This is a genomic window from Streptomyces sp. NPDC057486 (assembly GCF_042802415.1).
Lineage (GTDB): Bacteria > Actinomycetota > Actinomycetes > Streptomycetales > Streptomycetaceae > Streptomyces > Streptomyces yanii.
Genome location: NZ_JBHVEE010000103.1, coordinates 1 through 19,205, shown reverse-complemented (window position 1 = coordinate 19,205; position 19,205 = coordinate 1). Strand labels below are relative to the sequence as shown.

Sequence of the window (19,205 nt, the reverse complement as noted above, 5' to 3'; positions counted from 1 at the left end):
AGGTCGGAAGCAACAGCAACCGCAGCGGGCGGTACACGGAGGAGTTCAAACGGGACGCGGTCGCGCTCGTGCGCTCCTCCGGGAAGACCGTCACCGAGGTGGCCCGGGAGATCGGGGTCAGCGCCGAGGGACTGCGAAACTCGGTCAAGCAGGACACGATCGACCGTGGGCGGGGTGCTTCGGGTGAGCTGACGACGGCCGAGCGCGAAGAGCTGCGCCGGCTGCGGAGGCTGGCCGCCGAGCAGGCGGAGACGATCGAGGTGCTGCGAATAGCGGCGGTCTTCTTCGTGAAGGAGAGCGATCGATGAGCGAGGTGTACGCGTTCGTCGAGGCGGAGAAGACCACCCACAATGTTGCTCTGTTGTGCCGACTGCTGAAGGTGGCCCACTCATCCTTCTACGCGTGGCCGGCCTGCGAGAAGGCGCGCTCGGCGAGGAAGGCCGCCGATGACGCCCTGGCCCACGAGATCACCGTGCTGCACGTTGCCTCCAAAGCCACCTACGGGGTGCCACGCATCCACGCCGGGCTGCGCCGGCTCGGACACCGCGTGAACCGCAAACGGATCGAGCGCGTCATGCGTGAACGCGGCATCAGCGGTGCCACACGGCGCAGGCGCAAGGGCCTGACCCGCCCGGCCCAAAGAGCGGTGCCCGCCTTGGACCCGATCGGCCGAGGCTTCACTGTGAGTGCGCCGGGTATGAAGCTGGTCGGCGACATCACCTACATACCCACCCACAAGGGCTGGCTGTATCTGGCGACCTGGTTGGACCTCGCAACCCGCGAGATCGTCGGCTGCTCGATGGCCGACCACCACCGCGCCGGCCTGGTCGTCGACGCGCTGAAGATGGCCGCCGGACGTGGGCAGTTGAAGTCCGGATGCATTACGCACTCGGACCGCGGCAGTGAATACGCCTCTGACGAACTGCGACGTGAAATAGGCCGGTTGGGCCTGCGGCAGCGCATGGGCCGTACCGGCTCATGCTTTGACAACGCCGCCGCCGAGTCGTTCTTCGCACTGCTGAAGGAGTAGATCGGAACCCGCCGCTGGCCCGACCACTCCAGCGCCCACGCGGACATCTTCGCTTTCGTCGAGACCCGCCTACTCCGCCATCCACGCTGGGGCTACCTCACCCCGCTGGAGACCCGGCAACGCCTCGGACAAGAACACCCCCTCGTGGCGTAAGCATCGAGTGTCTAGGATCACGGGGACGCTTCACTGCTTTCAGTAGACTGAAAAGGCTTTCGGCTGCCCGCGACGAGCCCGTTCTCCACCACTTACGTCGAACCCGGGTTTGGGAACGGCACAGGTTCGGCTTGTGCGGTGCGGGACCGTCCTCACGCAGCCGGGGAGGCAAGCCCGACGTGAGGGCGGTCCACGCATTCGCGCAGGGTCAGCCAACCACCACCTCTGCGAGGGCCAGGTAGTTGGTGTCCGAGAGCTGGACCATGACGTACCGGCCCGAGGTCCTGGCCGGAATGAGGGTCGGGGAGCCCGCCTGGGCTGTCTGGTGATTGGACCAGACACCGCGCTGAGCGGCCTGCTGGGTCGGCGTCAGCGTCGTGTTGAACGGCGTGGACGACACAAAGACCCAGTAGTCGGACAGCCGGTTGCCGCAGCAGTCGGTGCGGTTGAAGATCTCCGTTGCCGACAGTTGTCGCACCGAACCAAGGTCGACCTGCCACCAGGCGTTGGTGTTGTTGTCGGTGTGCGAGATTGAGCCGTCGCTGAAGTTTCCGTCGGTGTTCCCGTCGACGGCGCGTGCGGCGTCGCCGCCGAACGCGGTAGAGGACTGGCTCGCTGTTCTGCCCTTCGCGAGGTTGTTGGCGAGAATGTAGTCATCGGGCGATGTGGCGCTGGTCCCCGTGCCGTTGGTGACAGTCGTGTGACCGGTGACGGAGCCGGACGGCAGCGTCGCCTTCAGATAGTTCGAGGACAGGTAGGTGGTATTCGGGATCGCGGTGTCCCCGATGGACACTGTCGAAGTCGGCGTGAATCCCGACCCGGTGACGAGGATCGTGTTGTCGACGACCGGGCTGACCACGTTGACGGTGGGGAGCTTGCTCGTGGTCAAGCCGACGTAGGCGGCCTCCAGTCCGGCAGCTTGCAGGATGCTCTGGTCGATGACCGTCGGCCCTGGATTCATGGGGATGGCGACGTTGCCGCCGCCGTCGACGAACTGGCTGGGAGCTCCGACGTGGTCACACACGTACCGATTCAATGCACCGACATGGTAGCTGTTCGTGACCGTCACCGGACCCGTCGTGGAGCAGCCGCCGTTGAAGGCCGCGCTGTCCTGGTATTCGACATTGCGGTCGATGGTGATGTATGCACCGCCCTCGTCGTTGTAGTACGCGAAGTTGGTGTGTTTGTTACCGAAGGTGACGTTGCCGCTGATCGTCAGGCCGTGGGCATAGCTGGTGCCCTGGGGGCCGTTCGTGTAGATGGAGCCGCCGTCGCTGCGCACGCGCATGGCGCTGGAGATGACGTTGTCCGAGATGACGTTGTCGGAGTTGATGTTTGGGTTGGTGTTCGGGGTGCTCGCGTTGGTGTGCCAGCCGCCCCAGCCGAAGCTGATGCCGCTGTAGGACACGTCGCTGATCTGGTTGTGGGTGATCGTCGTGAACTGTGAGTAGCCGCCGAAGATGCCCACCGAGCCGGTGAACTCAGCGCCGGTATTGTGCACGTAGTTGTCGCTGATGGTGTTGTGGGTGGCGATCTCCGGACCATCCGCCGCTGTGGCCATGGCCTGGACTTCGGCCAACGCCAGGCGGCTGGTACCGGAAAGCTGGACCATGACATACCGGCCTGAGGTATGGGCCGGGATGGTCGGCGGGGCGCCGAGCACCCCGGTCTGGTGGCTGGACCACATGCCCGCGACGGCTGCCTGCTGGGTGGGGGTCAGCGTGGTGTCGAAGGGCGAGGGCGACACGAACACCCAGTAGTCCGACGGCAGGTCCCCGCAGCAGTCCGTGCGGGTGAAGATGTTCAGCGAGGTCAGCTCCCGCACGGAGCCGAGATCGACTTGCCACCACGCATTGGCGGTGGCGTTGGCGCGTGACACCGACTCGTTGCTGAGCACTCCGTCGGTATTGCCGTCCACGGCACGTGAGGCGTCTGCGCCGAACGCAGTCGACGACTGGCTTGCCGGCTTCCCGAACGCGACGTCGGACAGCGGCTGCGGGTCGTCGGTGGCGCCTAGCTCGATGCCGTTGCCGGAGACGTCGGTGACTTCGTTGCCTTTGACCAGGTCGTGGTCCGCACCGTGGTAGAGGGCCAGTCCGGCACCGCCGAGGTGGGCGAACGTGTTATTGAGGAACGACACGTTCCTGGTGCCGACAAGGTCGACTGCGGCGGGCTCCCGAGTCCATGCCGCGAACGGGCAGGACCCGGCCGGGCTGACGTAGCCGCACAGTCCCTGCGAGGTCGATCCGTTGGCTCCGGTGATGGTCTGGTTGGCCTGCATCTCGGCGAAGCCGTCGTCGCTGCTCGGCTGCAGCCAGGTCGCGTGGGCGAACTCGATGCCCTGGAACGTCACGTCGTGTACCGGCGACTCGGCGGTGGCGGTGCTGGTCATCAGCCGCTCAAGCGCAGGCGCCACGAAGTTCATGGCCGACACGTTGTCCGTGGACAGCGCGTCGTAATACATCACGTGCGCCTGCTGATCCAGGTACCAGTGACCTGGAGTCAGGAGCTCGTAGGCGTTCTCGATGACGGACGGCACGGCCGTGGATTTCAGACCGGGGAACCCGCCGGACGGGTTGTCACCGTCCGGTGCCTTTGGTGTGGACGGCAGGTGCAGGTTATCCCAGCATGGCTGACGCATGGCAATTGCAGTGCCGGAGATGCTTGACGCGTCGCACCGGGGCTCGGTCCAGGGGCCGTTGCCGCCTGCGAAGACGAACTCGATGTTGCTCGGGTTCCGCCACATGGACATCGTGGTGCTGCTCGCGGTGAAACCGCCGGTGGTGTTCTGGGTGAGGGTGACGTTGGCCAGAGGACCTGAGCCGAGGGTGCCGGAGGCGCGGGGGATACGCTGCCCGTCGGCGTAGAGTTGTCGTGTGTTCAGGTTTTCTGGCACGGGCGCTGACCAGATGCCGCGGGTGGACGTCTGCGTCCACTCCCTGATCGCCGTGCCGCCGCTGATCACAGGGTGAGCTCCGGGCGCGGCCTGCCAGACCACCTTGAAGCCGTTCCGGCCCGAGTCCTGCGGGGAAAGCGACAGCGGGGACTTCAGTGTGTACGTCCCGTCGGCGAGTACCACGTCGATCTCACCGGCCATGCCTGACGTGAGGCCGCGCACCGTCGTCTGCGCCTGCCGGATCGAACAGGGTCTCGTCGGCGTGCACTTGGTGCCATTTCCGCTCGGTGACGCATACACCGTCGTTGGCTCGGCAGCGGCTGCGGTGCCGACGCTCCCGAGCCCGCTGACGACGAGCGACACGGCCGCGATGACGACGAAGGCCCGCGACTGTCTTACCGTCGTGCGCGCCGGGCCGATCCGGCTTCTCGGACCGCCCGTTGATCTTCCAGTGAACATAGATGTCTCCATACGTTGGGTCAGGTGTGTGGCGCGAGGTCCCCACACGGTCGGTCCTCTGGTCCTGTGGACCAGTTCGATCACGATCTGGCTGTTGGGGAAGTAGTGGTGTCGGGGACGACTCGAACGACGCGCGCCGCAGGTCACGACGGGCAGCGGGTGGACGCGGCCGTCTCAGCCGGTTCGCTGATGATCAGCAGTAGGCCATTCAGCCCACGGCTGAGCCGCCGGTCACCTGGCGGAACGCGGCTTGGGTGCAGGCCCACGCCGATGGTGCCTCCTCAGCGGCGGCGATCCGGGTGTGAGCGGCTTGCAGCGGCCGAACGTACCGAACAGATTCGGCTTGCTGTAAGAGCGGGACTTGCTCTCCACCTCCCCTACGGGACTCCTCGGACAGGTCCTCGCCCGGTGCTGCCGTGCCGGAAGGCGTCGCAGACAGATAGGGAGTACACCGGCTAGCTTGCGCACGTCAACGGATTGGACGGAATTTCCTATATGATCTGAGGTTCAGTGTGGCGATTTACGTCCAGAGAAATGTCGGTTTTCAGCCAGGTCATCCTCTTCCGGCTCCCGGCCAGAGCGTCCCTCCGGGGAACGCTTGACCTCTGAAGGTGATGCGGATTCGTATGTTTGAGGGGCTTGACGTCTGCTGGCTCAGATCCGAACATCGCTCTAGCGATTTCCTATTTGATTCGAGGGGTGATGGGGATGCCTCTCCGGACCCGTTCCGCGCTTTCCGGGGCTGTCGCCGCAACCGTGCCGATGGCCGCAGCCTCGGCCTGTGTCATGAAGAACTCCGGGCAGGGGCCGCGGAACCAGGCCACCATGTCGGGTAAGTCGGGCAGCGGGAAGGCCGAACTCGGCGATGCCTCGGGCACAAAGGTCGCCCTCGTTCGCGGTGGTGCGCATCCCTACTTCCAGCCCTGGAAGACGGCGGGCGCCGAGGCGAAGAAGGAGTACCAGCTCGGCGACGTGACCTTCGACGAGACCGCCGATTGGGACCAGCAGAAGCAGAACAACCTTTTCTCGGCGCTGGCCGCCCGCGGCCCGGTCAGCGCCGTCACCCCGCAGCTCGGGGCCGTCGACCGGGCGCCGAGCCTGCCCTTCGCGTCGACACTGTGCGGCGCCTGCTACGACGCCTGCCCCGTGCGTATCAACCTCCCCGAGGTGCTGGCCCATCTGCGGGCCGAGGTCGTCGAGTGCACGCGCCGAGGCCGCAGGCTGCCCACACGGGGGGCGGTGGCAATGAAGGCGGTCGGCGCCGTCCTCGACTCGCCCGCCGCGCTGGCCGCGGCTCAGCGGGCGGGAAGGGTCGCCACCCGGCTGGTTGGCCGCGACGGCCGGATCCGCTGGCTGCCGGGGCCGTTCAGCGGCTGGTCCGACGCACGTGACACCGTGAGCCCGCAGGCGGAGTCCTCCCGCACCTGGTGGCGCAAGAACAGGGAGCAGTGATGACCGCAGCCAGACCTGGGGCAACGAGCCCGGCGCCGGCCACCGCAACGAGCGCAGATGCGGACGGCCGGGCGGACAAGGGCGTAGTGGCCGTGGGCAAACCGGCGACGGAGAACCGTGCCGCGGTCCTCGGCCGCGTCCGCGCGGCCCTGAGCGACGTCCCGGCGGACGAGACCCCCGACATGGTGCCGATATCGCGCGCCTATCTGCGCAGCCACGCCCACACGGATCCCGTCGACCTGTTCGCGGCACGCGTCGCCGACTACGGGGCCACCGTGGGAAGGTGCGGACCGGCCGAGGTCACCAACGCGATCGGCGCGACCCTGGCCGACTGGGACGCGCGGCGGATCGTGCTGCCACCCGGTTTCCCCGCGGATTGGCTGCCGGACGGCGTGTCCACTGTTGCCGACGATCCGCCGCTGTCTCTGGCGGATCTGGACTCCGCGCACGCGACGGTGACCACGGCCGCCGTGGCGATAGCCATCACCGGCACGGTCGTGCTCGACGCCGGCCCAGGACAGGGCCGACGGGTCCTCACGCTGGTGCCCGACCGACATCTGTCCGTCGTACGCGGCAGCCAGATCATGGCCGACGTTCCCGACGCGCTCGCCGCACTCGACCCGGCCCGGCCCCTGACGTTCGTGTCCGGGCCCTCCGCCACCAGTGACATCGAACTCAGCCGTGTCGAGGGCGTCCACGGGCGCCGCGCACCCTGCACATCCTCGTCATGGATGGCCTAGTCGAACAGGAGAACAGCACATGACCGGTACACCGCTGGTCGACGACCAGAGGACGCGGGTCGGCGAAAGAGAAGTTGCGGCGGGGCGGGGCCAGCTGCGGGCCGCTGATCCAGGTCTGGTACCGCACAGGTCCCACACGTGGTGAGCCCTGACCGCAGACCTGGGCGCCGTGGAACGCGCCGCCGTCTTCGGCCGCGCCGGGCTGAACGCCTACCGGATGCGCCGGCCTGGCGCATTCCTTGCCGCCGGCGGCGCCGAGCAGGCACGCCAGGCCCTCGCGGCAGGGGAACTGCCGCTCCTGAACGGTGACGGCCTGCGGATCGGGGCACCTGTGGCACTCCCAGGCAAGATTGTCTGCGTCGGCCTCAACTACCGGGACTGCGCGGCGGAGACCGGCGCGCCATACCCGAGCGGCCCATCGTGTTCATGAAGGCCGCCGACACCGTCGTCGGCCTCTACGATCCCGTGCGCATCCCTCGTGGCTCGGTGACGACCGACTGGGAGGTCGAACTCGCGGTGGTCGTCGGCGAGCGGGCCCGCTACCTGGACAGTCCCGAGAACGCACGCCGGGTCATCGCCGACTACACGATCAGCCACGATGTCTCCGAGCGTGCCTTCCAGTTCGAACTGTCGCCGCAGTGGGCCCTCGGCAAGTCCTGCGAGACGTTCAACCCGCTGGCGCCCCTGCCTCGTTACCCCCGACGATGTCGCCGACCCGCAAGCGCTCGGCCTGCGGCTCAGCGTCAACGGCGTCCGCCGGCAGGACGGCACCACCAAGGCATGATCTTCGGAGTGGACCACATCCTGTGGTACCTCAGCCAGTACATGTTTCTCGAACCAGGCGACGTGGTGAGCACCCGCACCCCAGCGGGCGTGGCCTTCGGGCTGCCCGGCACGCCCTACCTGCGAGCCGGTGACACGGTCGAGCCGGAGATCGACGGGCGCGGGACACAGCGGCAGATCTTCGTCCCCGCGGAGGCCGGCTGACGTACGCGAGGCCCCTGAACGACCGCCTCACCTGAGTAGATTTATCCCTTCCACATGGCGAACAACAGGAGGACGAATGCCGTCGCACGACAGTTCCGAGGCGCAGACCCAGGAACCGGACCGGCGCGGCCCGTCCCCGGCTCCGGCCCGGCAGGTTCTGTCGGACAGCGTCTACGAGCGAATCAAAGCCATGATCATGGACCACGAGATCATTCCCGGGGCACGGGTCGGGATCGAAGCCCTGTCGCGCCAACTCGGCGTCTCGCCCACGCCCGTCCGCGAGGCGCTGGCCCGCCTGGAATCCGACGGCCTGGTGGTGAAGCGGTCGCTGTCCGGCTACCGCGCCACCGAACTGCTCAGCCGCCAGGGCCTTCAGGAGCTCTTCGAGATGCGGCTGCTGCTGGAACCGCGCGCGGCGGCCCTGGCCGCCGAGAACGCGACCGAAGCGGAACTCGACCTCCTCGAAGGGCTCGTGGAGGAGATGCGGGCGCACCCCGGGCCGACGGGGAGGTACGCCAACTACCGCGACTTCGCCGCGCTCGACCAGCGCTTCCACGACGCGATCGCAGCGGCCTCGCACCGCCTGCTCCTCGCAGATGCGGTGGAGCGGCTCCACTCGCACCTGCATATCTTCCGGCTCATCAGCGTCCACAGCACGGAGGACCCGACGCTGGTGGAGCACGAACGGATTGTACGGGCGATACTGCGGCGCAAGGCCGACAGAGCAGCAGAGGCCATGGCCGACCACCTCACCCGCAGCATGGAGCGCCAGCTCGGTCAGGCGCCGAAGTCCTGAGCCGCCCAGCAGAACGTGCAGTGCGGCGAGCGGTGTGGTCCAGGTGGTGCGGCCGCAGTGGCGGAAGCTGTACAGGGCGAAGGCGAGCATGCCTGTGGGGTGCCATAAGTCCGCATGTTCTCTGATCTGGGCGTTCGTCAGTTCCCCGTGATCTCCGTCAGGATGCGTCGCTGTACTCGTGGATGAGTCCGCCGAGGGCTTGACGTCCTTGGCTCGTTGGGAACGGGAGAGCAGGAGGAGCAGCCCGAGGAGGCGGACAAAGGCGAGATAGACCAGGCGGAGCGCCACGGGGGACTGTAAATCGGGCGAGATCACCGACCACCTCGGCTAGGACAAGCACGACCCGGCCGGGAAGAACGCCGGGAAATCCCGCAGCGTCTGCACCACGAACGCGATCGAGTCCGTGAACGCCAGGATCCGCCGGGCGGTCAAGGCACGCGGACACTTCCCGAACGATCAAGTCGCCTTGAAGTGCGTCTACATGACGATCATGTCCCTCGACCCCACCGGCAAGGGCCAGGCCCGCTGGACCATGCGCCCGAAGACCGCACTCAACGCCTTCGACATCACCTTCGACGGCCGTCTCCCGCAGCCCGTCAGTAACCAACCACCGTTTGACAGACCCCTACTTGGCCATAGCCAGCTTCGATCCAATAGTATTTTTTTGCAGAGCGATATTGCGTCACTGTCGCACCATCGTCAAGGTCTGCGGCACGAGAAAGGCGACCAACTCGCCCGCGGTAGCCCAGCCTCCAGAACAGCCCACCCGGCGCCCGTCGGCATCCGGGCTCCTGAGCTGGGATATCTTCGAGCCACGGCCGCGCTTCCCTGGACCGGCGACTACGGCTGCGCTGCGACTGGTGCCGGACCTCACCCTCCGCTCGCCACAAGCTGGCCCTGCCATGCAAGGTGGCGAGCACTGTCGACCCCCTTGACTTTCCAACATCAACCTCAAAATCATATAGGGGTGCTGCCCGGCGCATCGGACTGAGGCGGAGCGTCAGACCGAGATGGCTGTTGGTGCATGTGGGAGTGCCGATGATCTGAGGGCGGCGTAAAGCGAGGGCATCAGCGGGAGCAGACCGCGTTCCTACGCTTCAACACGCCGACATATGCGGGTCTGGGTCTTCTGCTCCTCCGATGGGCTTTGCCGGCACCTGTACGCGCACTGCACCTCACTTCAGGAGGGAATCATGGACAGGCGAAGTTTTCTGGTTGCTGGTGGGTTGAGCTCGCTTGTGACGCTGATCGCAGCCGAGCCGGCATTCGCCGCAGCGCAGAGGTCGAGCGGTTCAGGGAGCGCCTCGTCGCTAAGCGGCGACTACGAACCCACCGTCGAGTCGCTCTCGACGCATCCGCTGCCCGATTGGTACCGGGACGCCAAGTTCGGCATCTTCATCCATTGGGGTCCGACCGCGGTGCCCGCGCAAGACGACTGGTACATGTGGTCGATGAACCAGCGTGGTAGCTCGACATGGAACTACCACAGGCAGAAGTACGGGGAGGACTTCAACTACGACGACTTCTTCCCGATGTTCACCGCGGCGAACTACGACCCGAAGACGTGGGTCGATCTTTTCGAGGAAGCCGGGGCGAAGTACTTCGTCCTCACCGCCAAGCATCACGACGGGTACGCACTCTTCCCCAGCAAGTACACCAACCGCGATTCGGTCACACAGCCGCCACACCGCGACCTCGTGGGCGAGCTCTTCGACGCGGCCAAGGAGTACGCTCCAGACCTGCACCGGGGGCTCTACTACTCGATGCCCGAGTGGTACAACCCGTCCTATCGCTGGACAGGCGCATTCGCCGGGGGGCCGCCGCACAACCCCTATACAGGTGAGGAGATCCCCTACACCGGCTACATTCCGGTCGACAACCACGTCAAGGACTTCCAGAAACCACAGATGATGGAGCTCATCGACCGGTATGACCCGCAAGTTCTGTGGTGTGACATCGGTGGACCCAACGACAGCCTTCCCGTGATTGCCCACCTGTACAACAAAGATCCAGAAGCAGTCGTCAATGACCGGTCTGGCGTACCCGTCCACGACTACGTCACGCCAGAGCAAACCGTGCCAAGCGATATCCAGAAAGCCAAGTGGGAGACCTGCGACGTCATCAACTCGTGGTTCTACATGGACGACCCTTACAAGAACTACACGGCAGAGACCGTCATCCAGGAACTGACCGACGTCGTCAGCAAGAACGGCAACCTGCTCATCGACATCTCGCCCAAGCCGGACGGGACGATCCCGGACCACCAGGTCGCCGTGTTACGAGGAGTAGGTGAGTGGCTGCGGACCAACGGAGAGGCGATCTATGGATCAACCTACTGGACCGACCACCAGGACAAGTCGGCGAACGTGCCGGTACGGCTCACCGTAAAGAAGAACGCCTTTTACGTGACCGCCTTCGACTGGCCTGGCGCCACGCTCAACCTCGACGCCAACCTGGTCCCCACCATGGATGGCACTCAGGTGCATCTGCTGGGCACCGCCAGCGGTAAGCCGCTGTCCTGGGACAAGCAAGACGACCGCATCATCATAGACACCCCTGTCGAGGGACCATCCGCAACACACAGCAAATACGCCTACACCTTCAAGATCACAACGCCAGGAATGTCGTACATCCGCCCCAGCTTGGACAGCTCGACCACGGCAACCCGCGGGCAGTGCGTCCCCGCCACCGTGACGGTCACCAACGTCGGCGGTGGGAAGGCAGGAGCCGGTAAGGTCACGATCTCTCCACCGGATGGGATCAGCGCCCAGCCGTCGTCGTTCGCGCTGTCCAAGCTGAACGTCGGCGAAACGACAACCTTCAAAACCACTCTCACAACAGCGCCAGACATGCCGTACGGCAACCACAAGGTGACGCTGAGCGCCTCGTTCGGCGGGCGGCCGATTATTGCCGACACGTCCTTCAAGGTCGCGCCGCCGAACCTCGCGGCGGGTAAGGATGCAACACAGTCAAGTACGGACTTTGGCGGCACCCCCAACCGTGCAGTCGACGGGAACACCGACGGCAACTACTTCGCGGGATCGAGCTCGCACACTGGCTACGACCGGAATGCCTGGTGGCAAGTCGACCTCGGGAAGAGCTACCGGATCTACGAGATCGACATCTGGAACCGTACCGACGGTGCCACTGACCGGCTCAGCGACTACTACGTGCTCGTATCTGACGAGCCGTTCACGAGTACGTCCTTGGACGAGACGCTGAACCAGCCCGGGGTCTGGTCGTCCCATCAGATCCAGGCGGCCGGCAGGCCCACCGCAGTCCCGGCCGGACGCTCTGGAAGGTACGTACGCATACAACTCAGCGGCACGAACTGGCTAACTCTCCCGGAGGTCCAGGTCTTCGGCGAGTAATGTGCTGAGAAGCCATCGCTCGGCGGGCTTGATCAGTCGAACGGGGTTCCTGTTCGGCTGATCTGGCGGTGGTCGGGGCATACCAGCAGCGCCTCTTGGTAAGGGCTGTCCCGTAATCCCTGGCGGAACAGCGCGCGGCGTCAGATGCGGTGCATCGCAAGGCGGAGGACCATCCTCATACTGGGTGTATTCGGGCGTTCCGGCAACGCAGCGAGGTGCCGTAGCTGTCGTCCAACCAGCTTGACAAACCCAGAGGGACTCAAATGCACCGAGCTGTCGGTCCGCACGCGAGAGCACCTGGACGCGGTCGTCGTCGAGCTCAACAGTCGCCCACGCAAAACGCTCGGCTGGGAAACCCCAGCCGAGCGCCTGCATAAACTGCTCGTGGCCTGAACAACACGATCAGCCGGGCTGCCACACCTTCAGCACCCGTCCGAGACCGTCATAAACAGCGTCGGTGCGCTTGTCGTTCGCATCGACGGTGGCCGTGACGACGCCACGGACCGGGTCCTGTGTGGAGGTGGAGACGTGCTTGCGTGCGTTGGTGACTGTGACCGTCGTGGGCGCCTGGACCGTGGTCGGAGCGTACGTGGTGGTAGTGGTGTTCTGCAGAGCGTCGGTGGAGGTGTTCTCCCGGCCGTGCTGGTCGTAGGTGTCGGTGGCGGTCGTGAGGTGTCCGGTGCCCTTGTCGTCCTGTTCGTCCAGCCGGGTCACGTCGCCCTTGACGAGGGCGGTGGTAAGGCTGGTTGCCCCGTCGTAGAAGTGCCGCTCGGCCGAGACAGGTCAGCCGGCGGGTTGGGTGTGGTGCCGCAGGGCTTGGCAACGGTCGTGGCCTCGGAGACCAGGTCAAGGCCCCTCCCGTCCTCGCCCCCCTGTGCGCACATATCCGGAGCGGCCGCGCCGTTGCCGGGGCCGGTGCTCGGCCCCGCGACGCGGTCCGCTCCGTCGGGTGATCAGCCGGTCCGGCCTACCCGGAACGTCGTCGTGTACAGGCGTTCCTCACCCGGCTCCAGGAACGTCATGGACCCGTCCTCCCGGGCCGCGGTCTCGCCCCGCACATGGTGCGTGGAGGGCTCGAAGCCCACGGCGTAGGCGCCCTCGCGCAGGTGCATCCACTGGAAGAAGGACGGGAACTGCGCCTGGTCGTACTCCAGCTCGAAGTACATCCCCAGTCGGTCGTTCACCAGCCGGGGCCGTACCGAGCCGTCGGCGTCCGGTTCCAGTTCGTGCTCGTAGACCTGCTCGACGAATCCGGACAGCGGGCCCGGCATCTCGGTGTTCGAGACGCCCTGTTCGGCGACAGAGTTGCTCTGCCACAGCGTGCGGCGCAGCGGCATCTCGTAGCGCGCGCCCTCGTCCAGGAAGGGCCAGCCGACGTTGATGTGGTAGAGGAACATGTGCGGTGTGGGGTCGAAGCCGGCGTTGCGCACCCGGTCGATGAGCCGGATCTCCGTGCCGCCGAGATCGGCCTCGATGCGGCGGGTGAGCCGCAGGTGCTCACCGAAGATCGCGGCCTGACGGACCTCGCCCTCCGCCCAGAGGACGCAGTGGTTCTCGTCCTGCCACTGCTCGCCGTAGCCGGTGAGCCGGGCGGGCAGGTTGCCGACCCGGCCGTGCAGTGCGTGGGAGGCGGTGCGGCGCGGCGGGTAGCGGTACTGCGAGGCGTCCACCTCGGCGCCGAACAGCGTGTGGTCGAGACCGGCGGTGAGCAGCAGACCCGAGAAGCTGCGCATCATCGACAGGCCGTCGTCGTCGCGGTACTCGTGCAGGCCGGGGTGGCGGAACCCGGTCGCGGAGCGCCAGCCGAACCCGCGGCCCAGGAACTCCGCCCCGCCGAGGTCCATGGCCCGGTCCACGAGCACATCGAAGGAAAGTCCGGCGCCGGTACGGAACTCCAGCGTGCGGATGCCCCGTTCGGAACCGTCGTCCAGGACGACGGACCGCACACCGCCGGCGGCTGCGAGGTCGCCCGCGTGCCGGGCGAGGGCGTGACGGTCGTAGTCGCGTCCGTTCAGCTTCACGCCATCACCCACCCTCCGTTGACCTCCAGGCACTGGCCGGTGACGAAGGAGGAGTCCGGTCCGGCGAGGAAGGAGACAGCCGAGGCCAGCTCCTCGGGGCGGCCGCGCCGCTTGAGAGCCTGATGGTCGAGCACATGCCGCGTATAGGCCTCGGGATCGTCGTGGATCTCCTCGGCCGCCGTGGGGAACGCGCCGGGGGAGACGCAGTTGACGCGGATCTCCGCAGGCCCGAGCTCGCGGGCGAGTGCGCGGGTGAAGGCGACGGCCGCGCCCTTCGTGGAGATGTAGGCGGCGAGCGAGTCCCAGCCCCCGTGCATGGTGATCGAGGCGACGTTCACGATCGCCCCGCCGCCCGTGCCGGCCATGCGGCGCGCGGCCGCCTGAGCGGCGACCCAGTAGGCGCGCTGGTTTACCGCGACCACATCCTCGTACTCCGCCAGCGGCACGTCGAGGAAGGGCCGGCTCGGGTACACGGCGGCGTTGTTGACCAGGACGCGCAGGGTGCCCAGCTCGGCCGCGGACCGTTCGACGGCCGCTTCGACCGCCTGTGCGTCGCGCAGGTCGGTGGTCAGAGCCAAGACGCGGGCACCCGACTTCCGCACCTCCTCGACCGTCTGCTCCAGCGATGCGGCGTCGCGGTCGAGCACGGCCACGTCGTGCCCGTCAGCGGCCAGACGGGAGGCTATGGCGCGTCCCAGGGCGCCGCCGGCGCCGGTCACGAGTGCTGCTTGCGGTTGACTCATCGGTGGTTCCCATCTTCCCGGTGCCGGCCGGGCGCCGCGGGGCGGATCGAGGCGTTGACACTGCGAGCGGTGCCCGCATAGCGTGAATGTTAGCGCTGCCGGTAGCGCTAACAACAGAGCTTGGAACAACAAATGCGGCGCCGGCGCGGCGAGTTCCCTTCCCTCCCTCCTCTTCGCCTCCCTCCCCTTTCAAGGAGTCCCATGACGACGCCTGACAAGCCCGGGATACTCACCGGGTACCGGGTCCTCGACTGCTCCATCGCCATGGCCGGCCCGTTCGCGGCCCAGCGGCTCGGCGACCTCGGGGCCGACGTGGTCAAGGTCGAGCCGGTCACCGGGGAGTGGCAGCGTCATGCAGCCGCGGGAGGCGCGGGCGGGAACCGGATCAACGTCTCCTTCCTCTCGCTGAACCGCAACAAGCGCTCCCTCGCCGTCGACCTCAAGGACCCGGACGGCAAAGAGGTGCTCCGCCGGCTCGTGGCCGACGCCGACGTCTTCCTGCAGAACTACCGCCCCGGCGTCGCCGACCGCCTCGGCGTCGACTACTCCTCGCTGGCGGAGATCAACCCGTCGCTCGTGTACGTCTCCATCTCCGGCTACGGCGAGGACGGTCCCTACGCCCAGCGCCCCGGGCAGGACCTGCTGCTCCAGGCGATGTCCGGTGCCATGCTCTCCGCGGGCCGCGCCGGCGAGGCACCGCAGGCCGCGGGCCAGTACCTCGTGGACGCCGTCACCGCGTCCACCGCCTTCGAGGGGGTGCTCGCCGCGCTGCTGCACCGCGAACGCACCGGTGAGGGACAGCTCGTGACGGTGAACATGCTGGACGCCGTCACCACACTCCAGATGCAGGAACTGTCGGTGCACACCGTGGGCGGCCTGGCACAGAACCGCTCCGGCGAACCGCACGCACATGTCTACATCCGCGCACCCTACGGCGCGTTCGAGACCGCCGACGGCTACATCGTCCTCGCCTTCCCGCCGCTGAAGACACTCGGCGAACTCCTCGGCGAGGACAGCTTCCTGTCCATGGAGGACGAGGAGCACGGCTGGACCCACCGCGACGAGCTCTTCTCGCGCACCGCGTCCCGGCTCCGTACCCGTACATCGCGCCACTGGCTCGACGCCTTCGAGACCGCGGGCGTATGGGCCGGGCCGGTCTACGGCTACGCGGACCTGGTCGACGACCCGCAGATCCGCCACAACGGTACCTTCGTCACCTACGACCACCCCACCGAGGGCCGTGTGAAGGTGCCCGGGTTCCCTTACAAGTTCTCCGCCACGCCGCCCCGTATCGACCGAGGCGCACCGCTCACCGGCCAGCACTCGCGCGAGATCCTGGCCGAAGCGGGCCTCGGCCAGGAGGAGATCGACGCGCTGTTCGCCTCCGGCACCGTGACGGAGACCCAGTGACCTACGCCGGACTGACCTGGGACCACCCGCGCGGCCACGACGCGCTCGCCGCGGCGGCCGGCGACCTCGTGCACTGGTCCGTCCAGCCGCTGGAGGGTTTCGAGTCCCATCCCGTCGACGAGCTCTGCGCCCGCTACGACCTCGTCGTGCTGGACCATCCGCACCTCGGCGAGGCACTCGCCTCGGGCTGCCTCCGCCCGCTGGACGATCTCTTCGGCAGGGAGGAACTGGACGGCTGGCGCGCCGGCTCGATCGGACCCACCATGCGCTCGTACGCGATGGACGGCAGTCAGTGGGCCCTGCCCCTGGACGCGGCCACCCAGGTCTCCGCGACCCGCACCGATCTTGCCGGGGAGCCGCCCACCACCTGGGAGGAGGTGCTCGGCCTCGCGAGCCGCGCGCCGGTGGCCCTGTCGCTCGCCGGACCGCACGCCTTCCTCACCTTCGCCTCCGTCGCGGTCGCCCTCGGCGAGGAACCGGCCGCCGACCCCGGTGAACTGATCAGCGACACGACGGGACGCGCCGTCCTGGACCTCATGGCCGGGATCGACGCCCGCGCACCCGCCCGTACGCGCACTCTCAACCCGATCGGGCTGCTGGAGCTGATGGCGGGCACCGACCGCCTGGCGCACTGCCCGCTGGTGTACGGCTACGTCACCTACGCGGACCGGCTGACGTTCACCGACGCCCCGGCCGCCCGACCGGGGGGACGGCCGGGCTCCACCCTCGGCGGCACCGGACTCGCCGTCAGCTCCCGCTGCACCCCCACCTCGGAACTCCTGGACCACATCCGCTGGCTGATGTCGCCCTCCGCCCAGTGCGGATTCCTGCCCCGGCACAGCGGGCAGCCGAGCGCACGCGCCGCCTGGACCGACCCGGCGATCGTCGCAGCGGACTTCTACCGCCGGACCACCGCCACCTGTGAACAGGCGTGGGTCCGCCCCCGCCATGCCGGCTACATCGGCTTCCAGAGCGCCGCCTCCGCCGTTGTCCGGGACGCCCTGGCCGGCGAGACCGGCCACCGGGCGGCAGTCGGCCGGCTGCGAGCTCTCTACCGCGCGAGCCGGACCACGAAGGAAGTAGGACGAGCATGACCGACACCACCAGCACCCCGCCCGACCTCGGCACCGGACACGTCCTGCTCGACGTCGCCGACCGTGTGGCCACCCTCACGCTGAACCGGCCCGAGAAACTGAACGCCGTGACCCCCGAGATGTCCCGCGCCCTGGTCCGGGCCGTGCAATGGTGCGACACCACGGACGACGTCCGCGCCGTGATCCTGACCGGTGCGGGCGGGCGCGCCTTCAGCGCCGGATCGGACATCCGCGAACTCGACGGATACCGCACGCCGTGGGAGTTCCGCAACCGCGTCGACTACTGCGACGCCATCCGTGAGGCCCGGACGCCCACGATCGCGGCCGTCGGCGGCTACGCCCTCGGCGGCGGGCTGGAGACCGCCCTGTCCTGCGACATCCGGATCGCCTCACGGACGGCGTCCTTCGGAGCGCCGGAGATCACACTCGGCTGGATCGGGGGCGGCGGCATGGCGGCCTTCCTCAGCCGCGCGGCCGGCCCGAGCAACGCGGCACTCATGCTGCTCACCGGCGACCGCATCGACGCCGCACGGGCGCTGGAGTGGCACCTGGTCAGCGAGGTGGTCGCCCCCGGCGAACTGCTCGACCGGGCCCAGGCCCTTGCCGCGGTCATCGCCTCCCGGGCCCCCGTGGCGGCGGAGACCGCCAAGATCAACCTGCGGGCGGCCGGGAATCTGCCCGAGGACCGGGCTCTCGCCTACGAACGGGACCTGCAGACCATCTGCTTCGCCACCGAGGACGCCGCCGAAGGCCGCCGCGCGTTCGCCGAGAAGCGCCCGCCCGTTTTCCGCAAAGCCTGAGAGGAACGACATGACCCAGTGGCCCGACGCCGCTACCACCCTGCCCGACGACGGCACGGAAGGGGCCCTCGTCGGCCGGGTCTGGCAGCCCGGCATCGGTCCCTGCGTCGTCGCCGTCCGCGAGAGCGGTGTGCACGACGTGACGGGGACCTTCCCGACCGTCCGCGACCTCTGCGAAACACCCGACCCGGCGGCGCAGTTGCGCACGGCCGACGGCGAGTGCCTCGCCGGACTCGACGAACTGCTGGCCAACACACCGCCCGAGACACGTGATCCCGCACGTCCCTGGCTGCTCGCCCCCGTGGACCTTCAGGCGGTCAAGGCCGCCGGCGTGACCTTCGTGGTGTCCATGCTGGAGCGGGTGATCGAGGAACGTGTGCGGGGCGAGGCCTCCGGCGCCGCCGAGGTGCGCGAGCGGATACGCGGACTCGTCGGGGACGATCTGGCATCCCTGCGGCCCGGCTCCGCGGAGGCCGCCGCGCTGAAGGAACTCCTGGTCGCCCGGGGGATGTGGAGTCAGTATCTGGAGGTGGGCATCGGGCCCGACGCCGAGATCTTCACCAAGGCCCCCGTGCTGGCCGCCGTCGGCACCGCGACCGATGCCGGGGTCCTTTCCACCTCGCGGTGGAACAACCCCGAACCGGAGATGGTGATGGTCGTCTCCTCCGCAGGGAAGGTCGTGGGCGCGACTCTCGGGAACGACGTCAACCTCCGTGATGTGGAGGGCCGTTCGGCACTCTTGTTGTCGAAGGCGAAGGACAACAACGCCTCTGCCGCCCTGGGGCCGTTCGTGCGGCTCTTCGACGCGACCTTCGGGATGGACGACGTGCGGAAGGCGGCGGTGACCCTGACCGTCGAGGGCGAGGAAGGCGACCGACTCGACGCGGTGTCCTCCATGTCCGCCATCAGCCGCGATCCACTGGACCTCGTCGGTCAGCTGATCGGTCCGCACCACCAGTACCCCGACGGTGCGGTGCTCTACCTGGGCACGATGTTCGCCCCCGTCGAGGACCGTGACATTCCGGGCCAGGGCTTCACCCATCACGACGGAGACCTGGTCACCATCGCCACGCCCCGGCTCGGTTCACTCGTCAGCCGGATCAGACCGAGCGATGCCTGCGAGCCGTGGAACTTCGGAATCTCCGATCTGATGCGCTCCCTGGCCGCACGAGGAGTGCTGTGACGCAGGGCGCGCCGTCCGCCCGGACCGGCCGGGCCGCCGGCGCGGCGGCGGGCGCAAATGGTATATTCTC

Annotated in this window: 15 protein-coding genes and 3 pseudogenes; 14 read left to right on the top strand and 4 right to left on the bottom strand. The window is 67.7% G+C overall.

Annotated features, from left to right (window positions below; genetic code table 11):
• Positions 1 to 32: 32 nt before the first annotated feature.
• Together ACFU6I_RS34530 and ACFU6I_RS34525 are read left to right on the top strand one after the other, a co-directional pair.
• A pseudogene (locus tag ACFU6I_RS34530) lies at positions 33 to 308 on the top strand (transposase); the annotation flags it as partial.
• Positions 305 to 1,030, top strand: coding sequence for an IS3 family transposase (locus ACFU6I_RS34525; protein WP_384374030.1), 726 nt, complete (start codon positions 305 to 307; stop codon positions 1,028 to 1,030). The pseudogene ACFU6I_RS34530 and the gene ACFU6I_RS34525, both read left to right, overlap by 4 nt.
• A gap of 361 nt (positions 1,031 to 1,391) precedes the next feature.
• Here ACFU6I_RS34525 and ACFU6I_RS34520 read toward each other — a convergent pair whose 3' ends face one another.
• Entirely contained in the window at positions 1,392 to 4,280 is a 2,889-nt protein-coding gene (locus ACFU6I_RS34520) for a discoidin domain-containing protein (protein WP_384374027.1), read from the bottom strand.
• A gap of 966 nt (positions 4,281 to 5,246) precedes the next feature.
• On the opposite strand from ACFU6I_RS34520, the gene ACFU6I_RS34515 reads away from it, so the two are divergent.
• The 8 genes and pseudogenes from ACFU6I_RS34515 to ACFU6I_RS34480 all read left to right on the top strand — a co-directional run.
• Positions 5,247 to 5,990, top strand: coding sequence for a hypothetical protein (locus tag ACFU6I_RS34515; protein ID WP_384374025.1), 744 nt, complete (start codon positions 5,247 to 5,249; stop codon positions 5,988 to 5,990).
• Entirely contained in the window at positions 5,990 to 6,730 is a 741-nt protein-coding gene (locus ACFU6I_RS34510) for a lactate utilization protein C (protein ID WP_384374022.1), read from the top strand. The genes ACFU6I_RS34515 and ACFU6I_RS34510 overlap by 1 nt, the downstream gene beginning before the upstream one ends.
• Positions 6,731 to 6,899: 169 nt before the next feature.
• A complete protein-coding gene (locus tag ACFU6I_RS34505; protein WP_384374019.1) occupies positions 6,900 to 7,160 on the top strand; it encodes a hypothetical protein in 261 nt (86 codons plus the stop codon).
• Positions 7,157 to 7,717 carry a fumarylacetoacetate hydrolase family protein gene (locus ACFU6I_RS34500; RefSeq protein WP_384374016.1) on the top strand — a complete coding sequence of 187 codons (561 nt, stop codon included), beginning with the start codon at positions 7,157 to 7,159 and terminating at the stop codon, positions 7,715 to 7,717. The genes ACFU6I_RS34505 and ACFU6I_RS34500 overlap by 4 nt, the downstream gene beginning before the upstream one ends.
• 76 nt (positions 7,718 to 7,793) lie before the next feature.
• The gene (locus ACFU6I_RS34495; protein ID WP_384374013.1) at positions 7,794 to 8,513 is read left to right on the top strand and encodes a GntR family transcriptional regulator; all 720 of its coding nucleotides are present in this window, start codon (positions 7,794 to 7,796) and stop codon (positions 8,511 to 8,513) included.
• Positions 8,514 to 8,883: 370 nt separating this feature from the next.
• Positions 8,884 to 9,102 (top strand): annotated as a pseudogene (locus ACFU6I_RS34490) (transposase); the annotation flags it as partial.
• A 604-nt stretch (positions 9,103 to 9,706) separates the two neighbouring features.
• A complete protein-coding gene (locus ACFU6I_RS34485) occupies positions 9,707 to 11,884 on the top strand; it encodes an alpha-L-fucosidase (protein ID WP_384374010.1) in 2,178 nt (725 codons plus the stop codon).
• A 261-nt stretch (positions 11,885 to 12,145) separates the two neighbouring features.
• Positions 12,146 to 12,277, top strand: a pseudogene (locus ACFU6I_RS34480) (IS30 family transposase); the annotation flags it as partial.
• Between the two features lie 9 nt (positions 12,278 to 12,286).
• On the opposite strand, the gene ACFU6I_RS34475 reads toward ACFU6I_RS34480, so the two are convergent.
• The 3 genes from ACFU6I_RS34475 to ACFU6I_RS34465 all read right to left on the bottom strand — a co-directional run bounded on the left by ACFU6I_RS34475 (position 12,287) and on the right by ACFU6I_RS34465 (position 14,648).
• Positions 12,287 to 12,598 carry a hypothetical protein gene (locus tag ACFU6I_RS34475; protein WP_384374007.1) on the bottom strand — a complete coding sequence of 104 codons (312 nt, stop codon included), beginning with the start codon at positions 12,596 to 12,598 and terminating at the stop codon, positions 12,287 to 12,289.
• A 239-nt stretch (positions 12,599 to 12,837) separates the two neighbouring features.
• Positions 12,838 to 13,905 (bottom strand): aldose 1-epimerase family protein, encoded by a 1,068-nt coding sequence (locus ACFU6I_RS34470; RefSeq protein ID WP_384374004.1) that lies wholly within the window; start codon positions 13,903 to 13,905, stop codon positions 12,838 to 12,840.
• Positions 13,902 to 14,648 (bottom strand): SDR family NAD(P)-dependent oxidoreductase, encoded by a 747-nt coding sequence (locus ACFU6I_RS34465; RefSeq protein WP_266991460.1) that lies wholly within the window; start codon positions 14,646 to 14,648, stop codon positions 13,902 to 13,904. The genes ACFU6I_RS34470 and ACFU6I_RS34465 overlap by 4 nt, the downstream gene beginning before the upstream one ends.
• Before the next feature lie 201 nt (positions 14,649 to 14,849).
• Here ACFU6I_RS34465 and ACFU6I_RS34460 point away from each other — a divergent pair, with 201 nt between their 5' ends.
• Genes ACFU6I_RS34460 through ACFU6I_RS34445 form a run of 4 tightly spaced genes read left to right on the top strand, consistent with a single transcriptional unit; the run spans position 14,850 to position 19,135 of the window.
• A complete protein-coding gene (locus ACFU6I_RS34460) occupies positions 14,850 to 16,058 on the top strand; it encodes a CaiB/BaiF CoA transferase family protein (protein WP_384374001.1) in 1,209 nt (402 codons plus the stop codon).
• Complete coding sequence (locus ACFU6I_RS34455) at positions 16,055 to 17,152, top strand: extracellular solute-binding protein (RefSeq protein WP_266991456.1); 1,098 nt, start codon at positions 16,055 to 16,057, stop codon at positions 17,150 to 17,152. The genes ACFU6I_RS34460 and ACFU6I_RS34455 overlap by 4 nt, the downstream gene beginning before the upstream one ends.
• A complete protein-coding gene (locus ACFU6I_RS34450; protein WP_384373998.1) occupies positions 17,149 to 17,952 on the top strand; it encodes an enoyl-CoA hydratase/isomerase family protein in 804 nt (267 codons plus the stop codon). Before ACFU6I_RS34455 ends, ACFU6I_RS34450 begins: the two co-directional genes overlap by 4 nt.
• Before the next feature lie 10 nt (positions 17,953 to 17,962).
• Positions 17,963 to 19,135 (top strand): fumarylacetoacetate hydrolase family protein, encoded by a 1,173-nt coding sequence (locus tag ACFU6I_RS34445; RefSeq protein ID WP_384373995.1) that lies wholly within the window; start codon positions 17,963 to 17,965, stop codon positions 19,133 to 19,135.
• Positions 19,136 to 19,205: the final 70 nt, after the last annotated feature.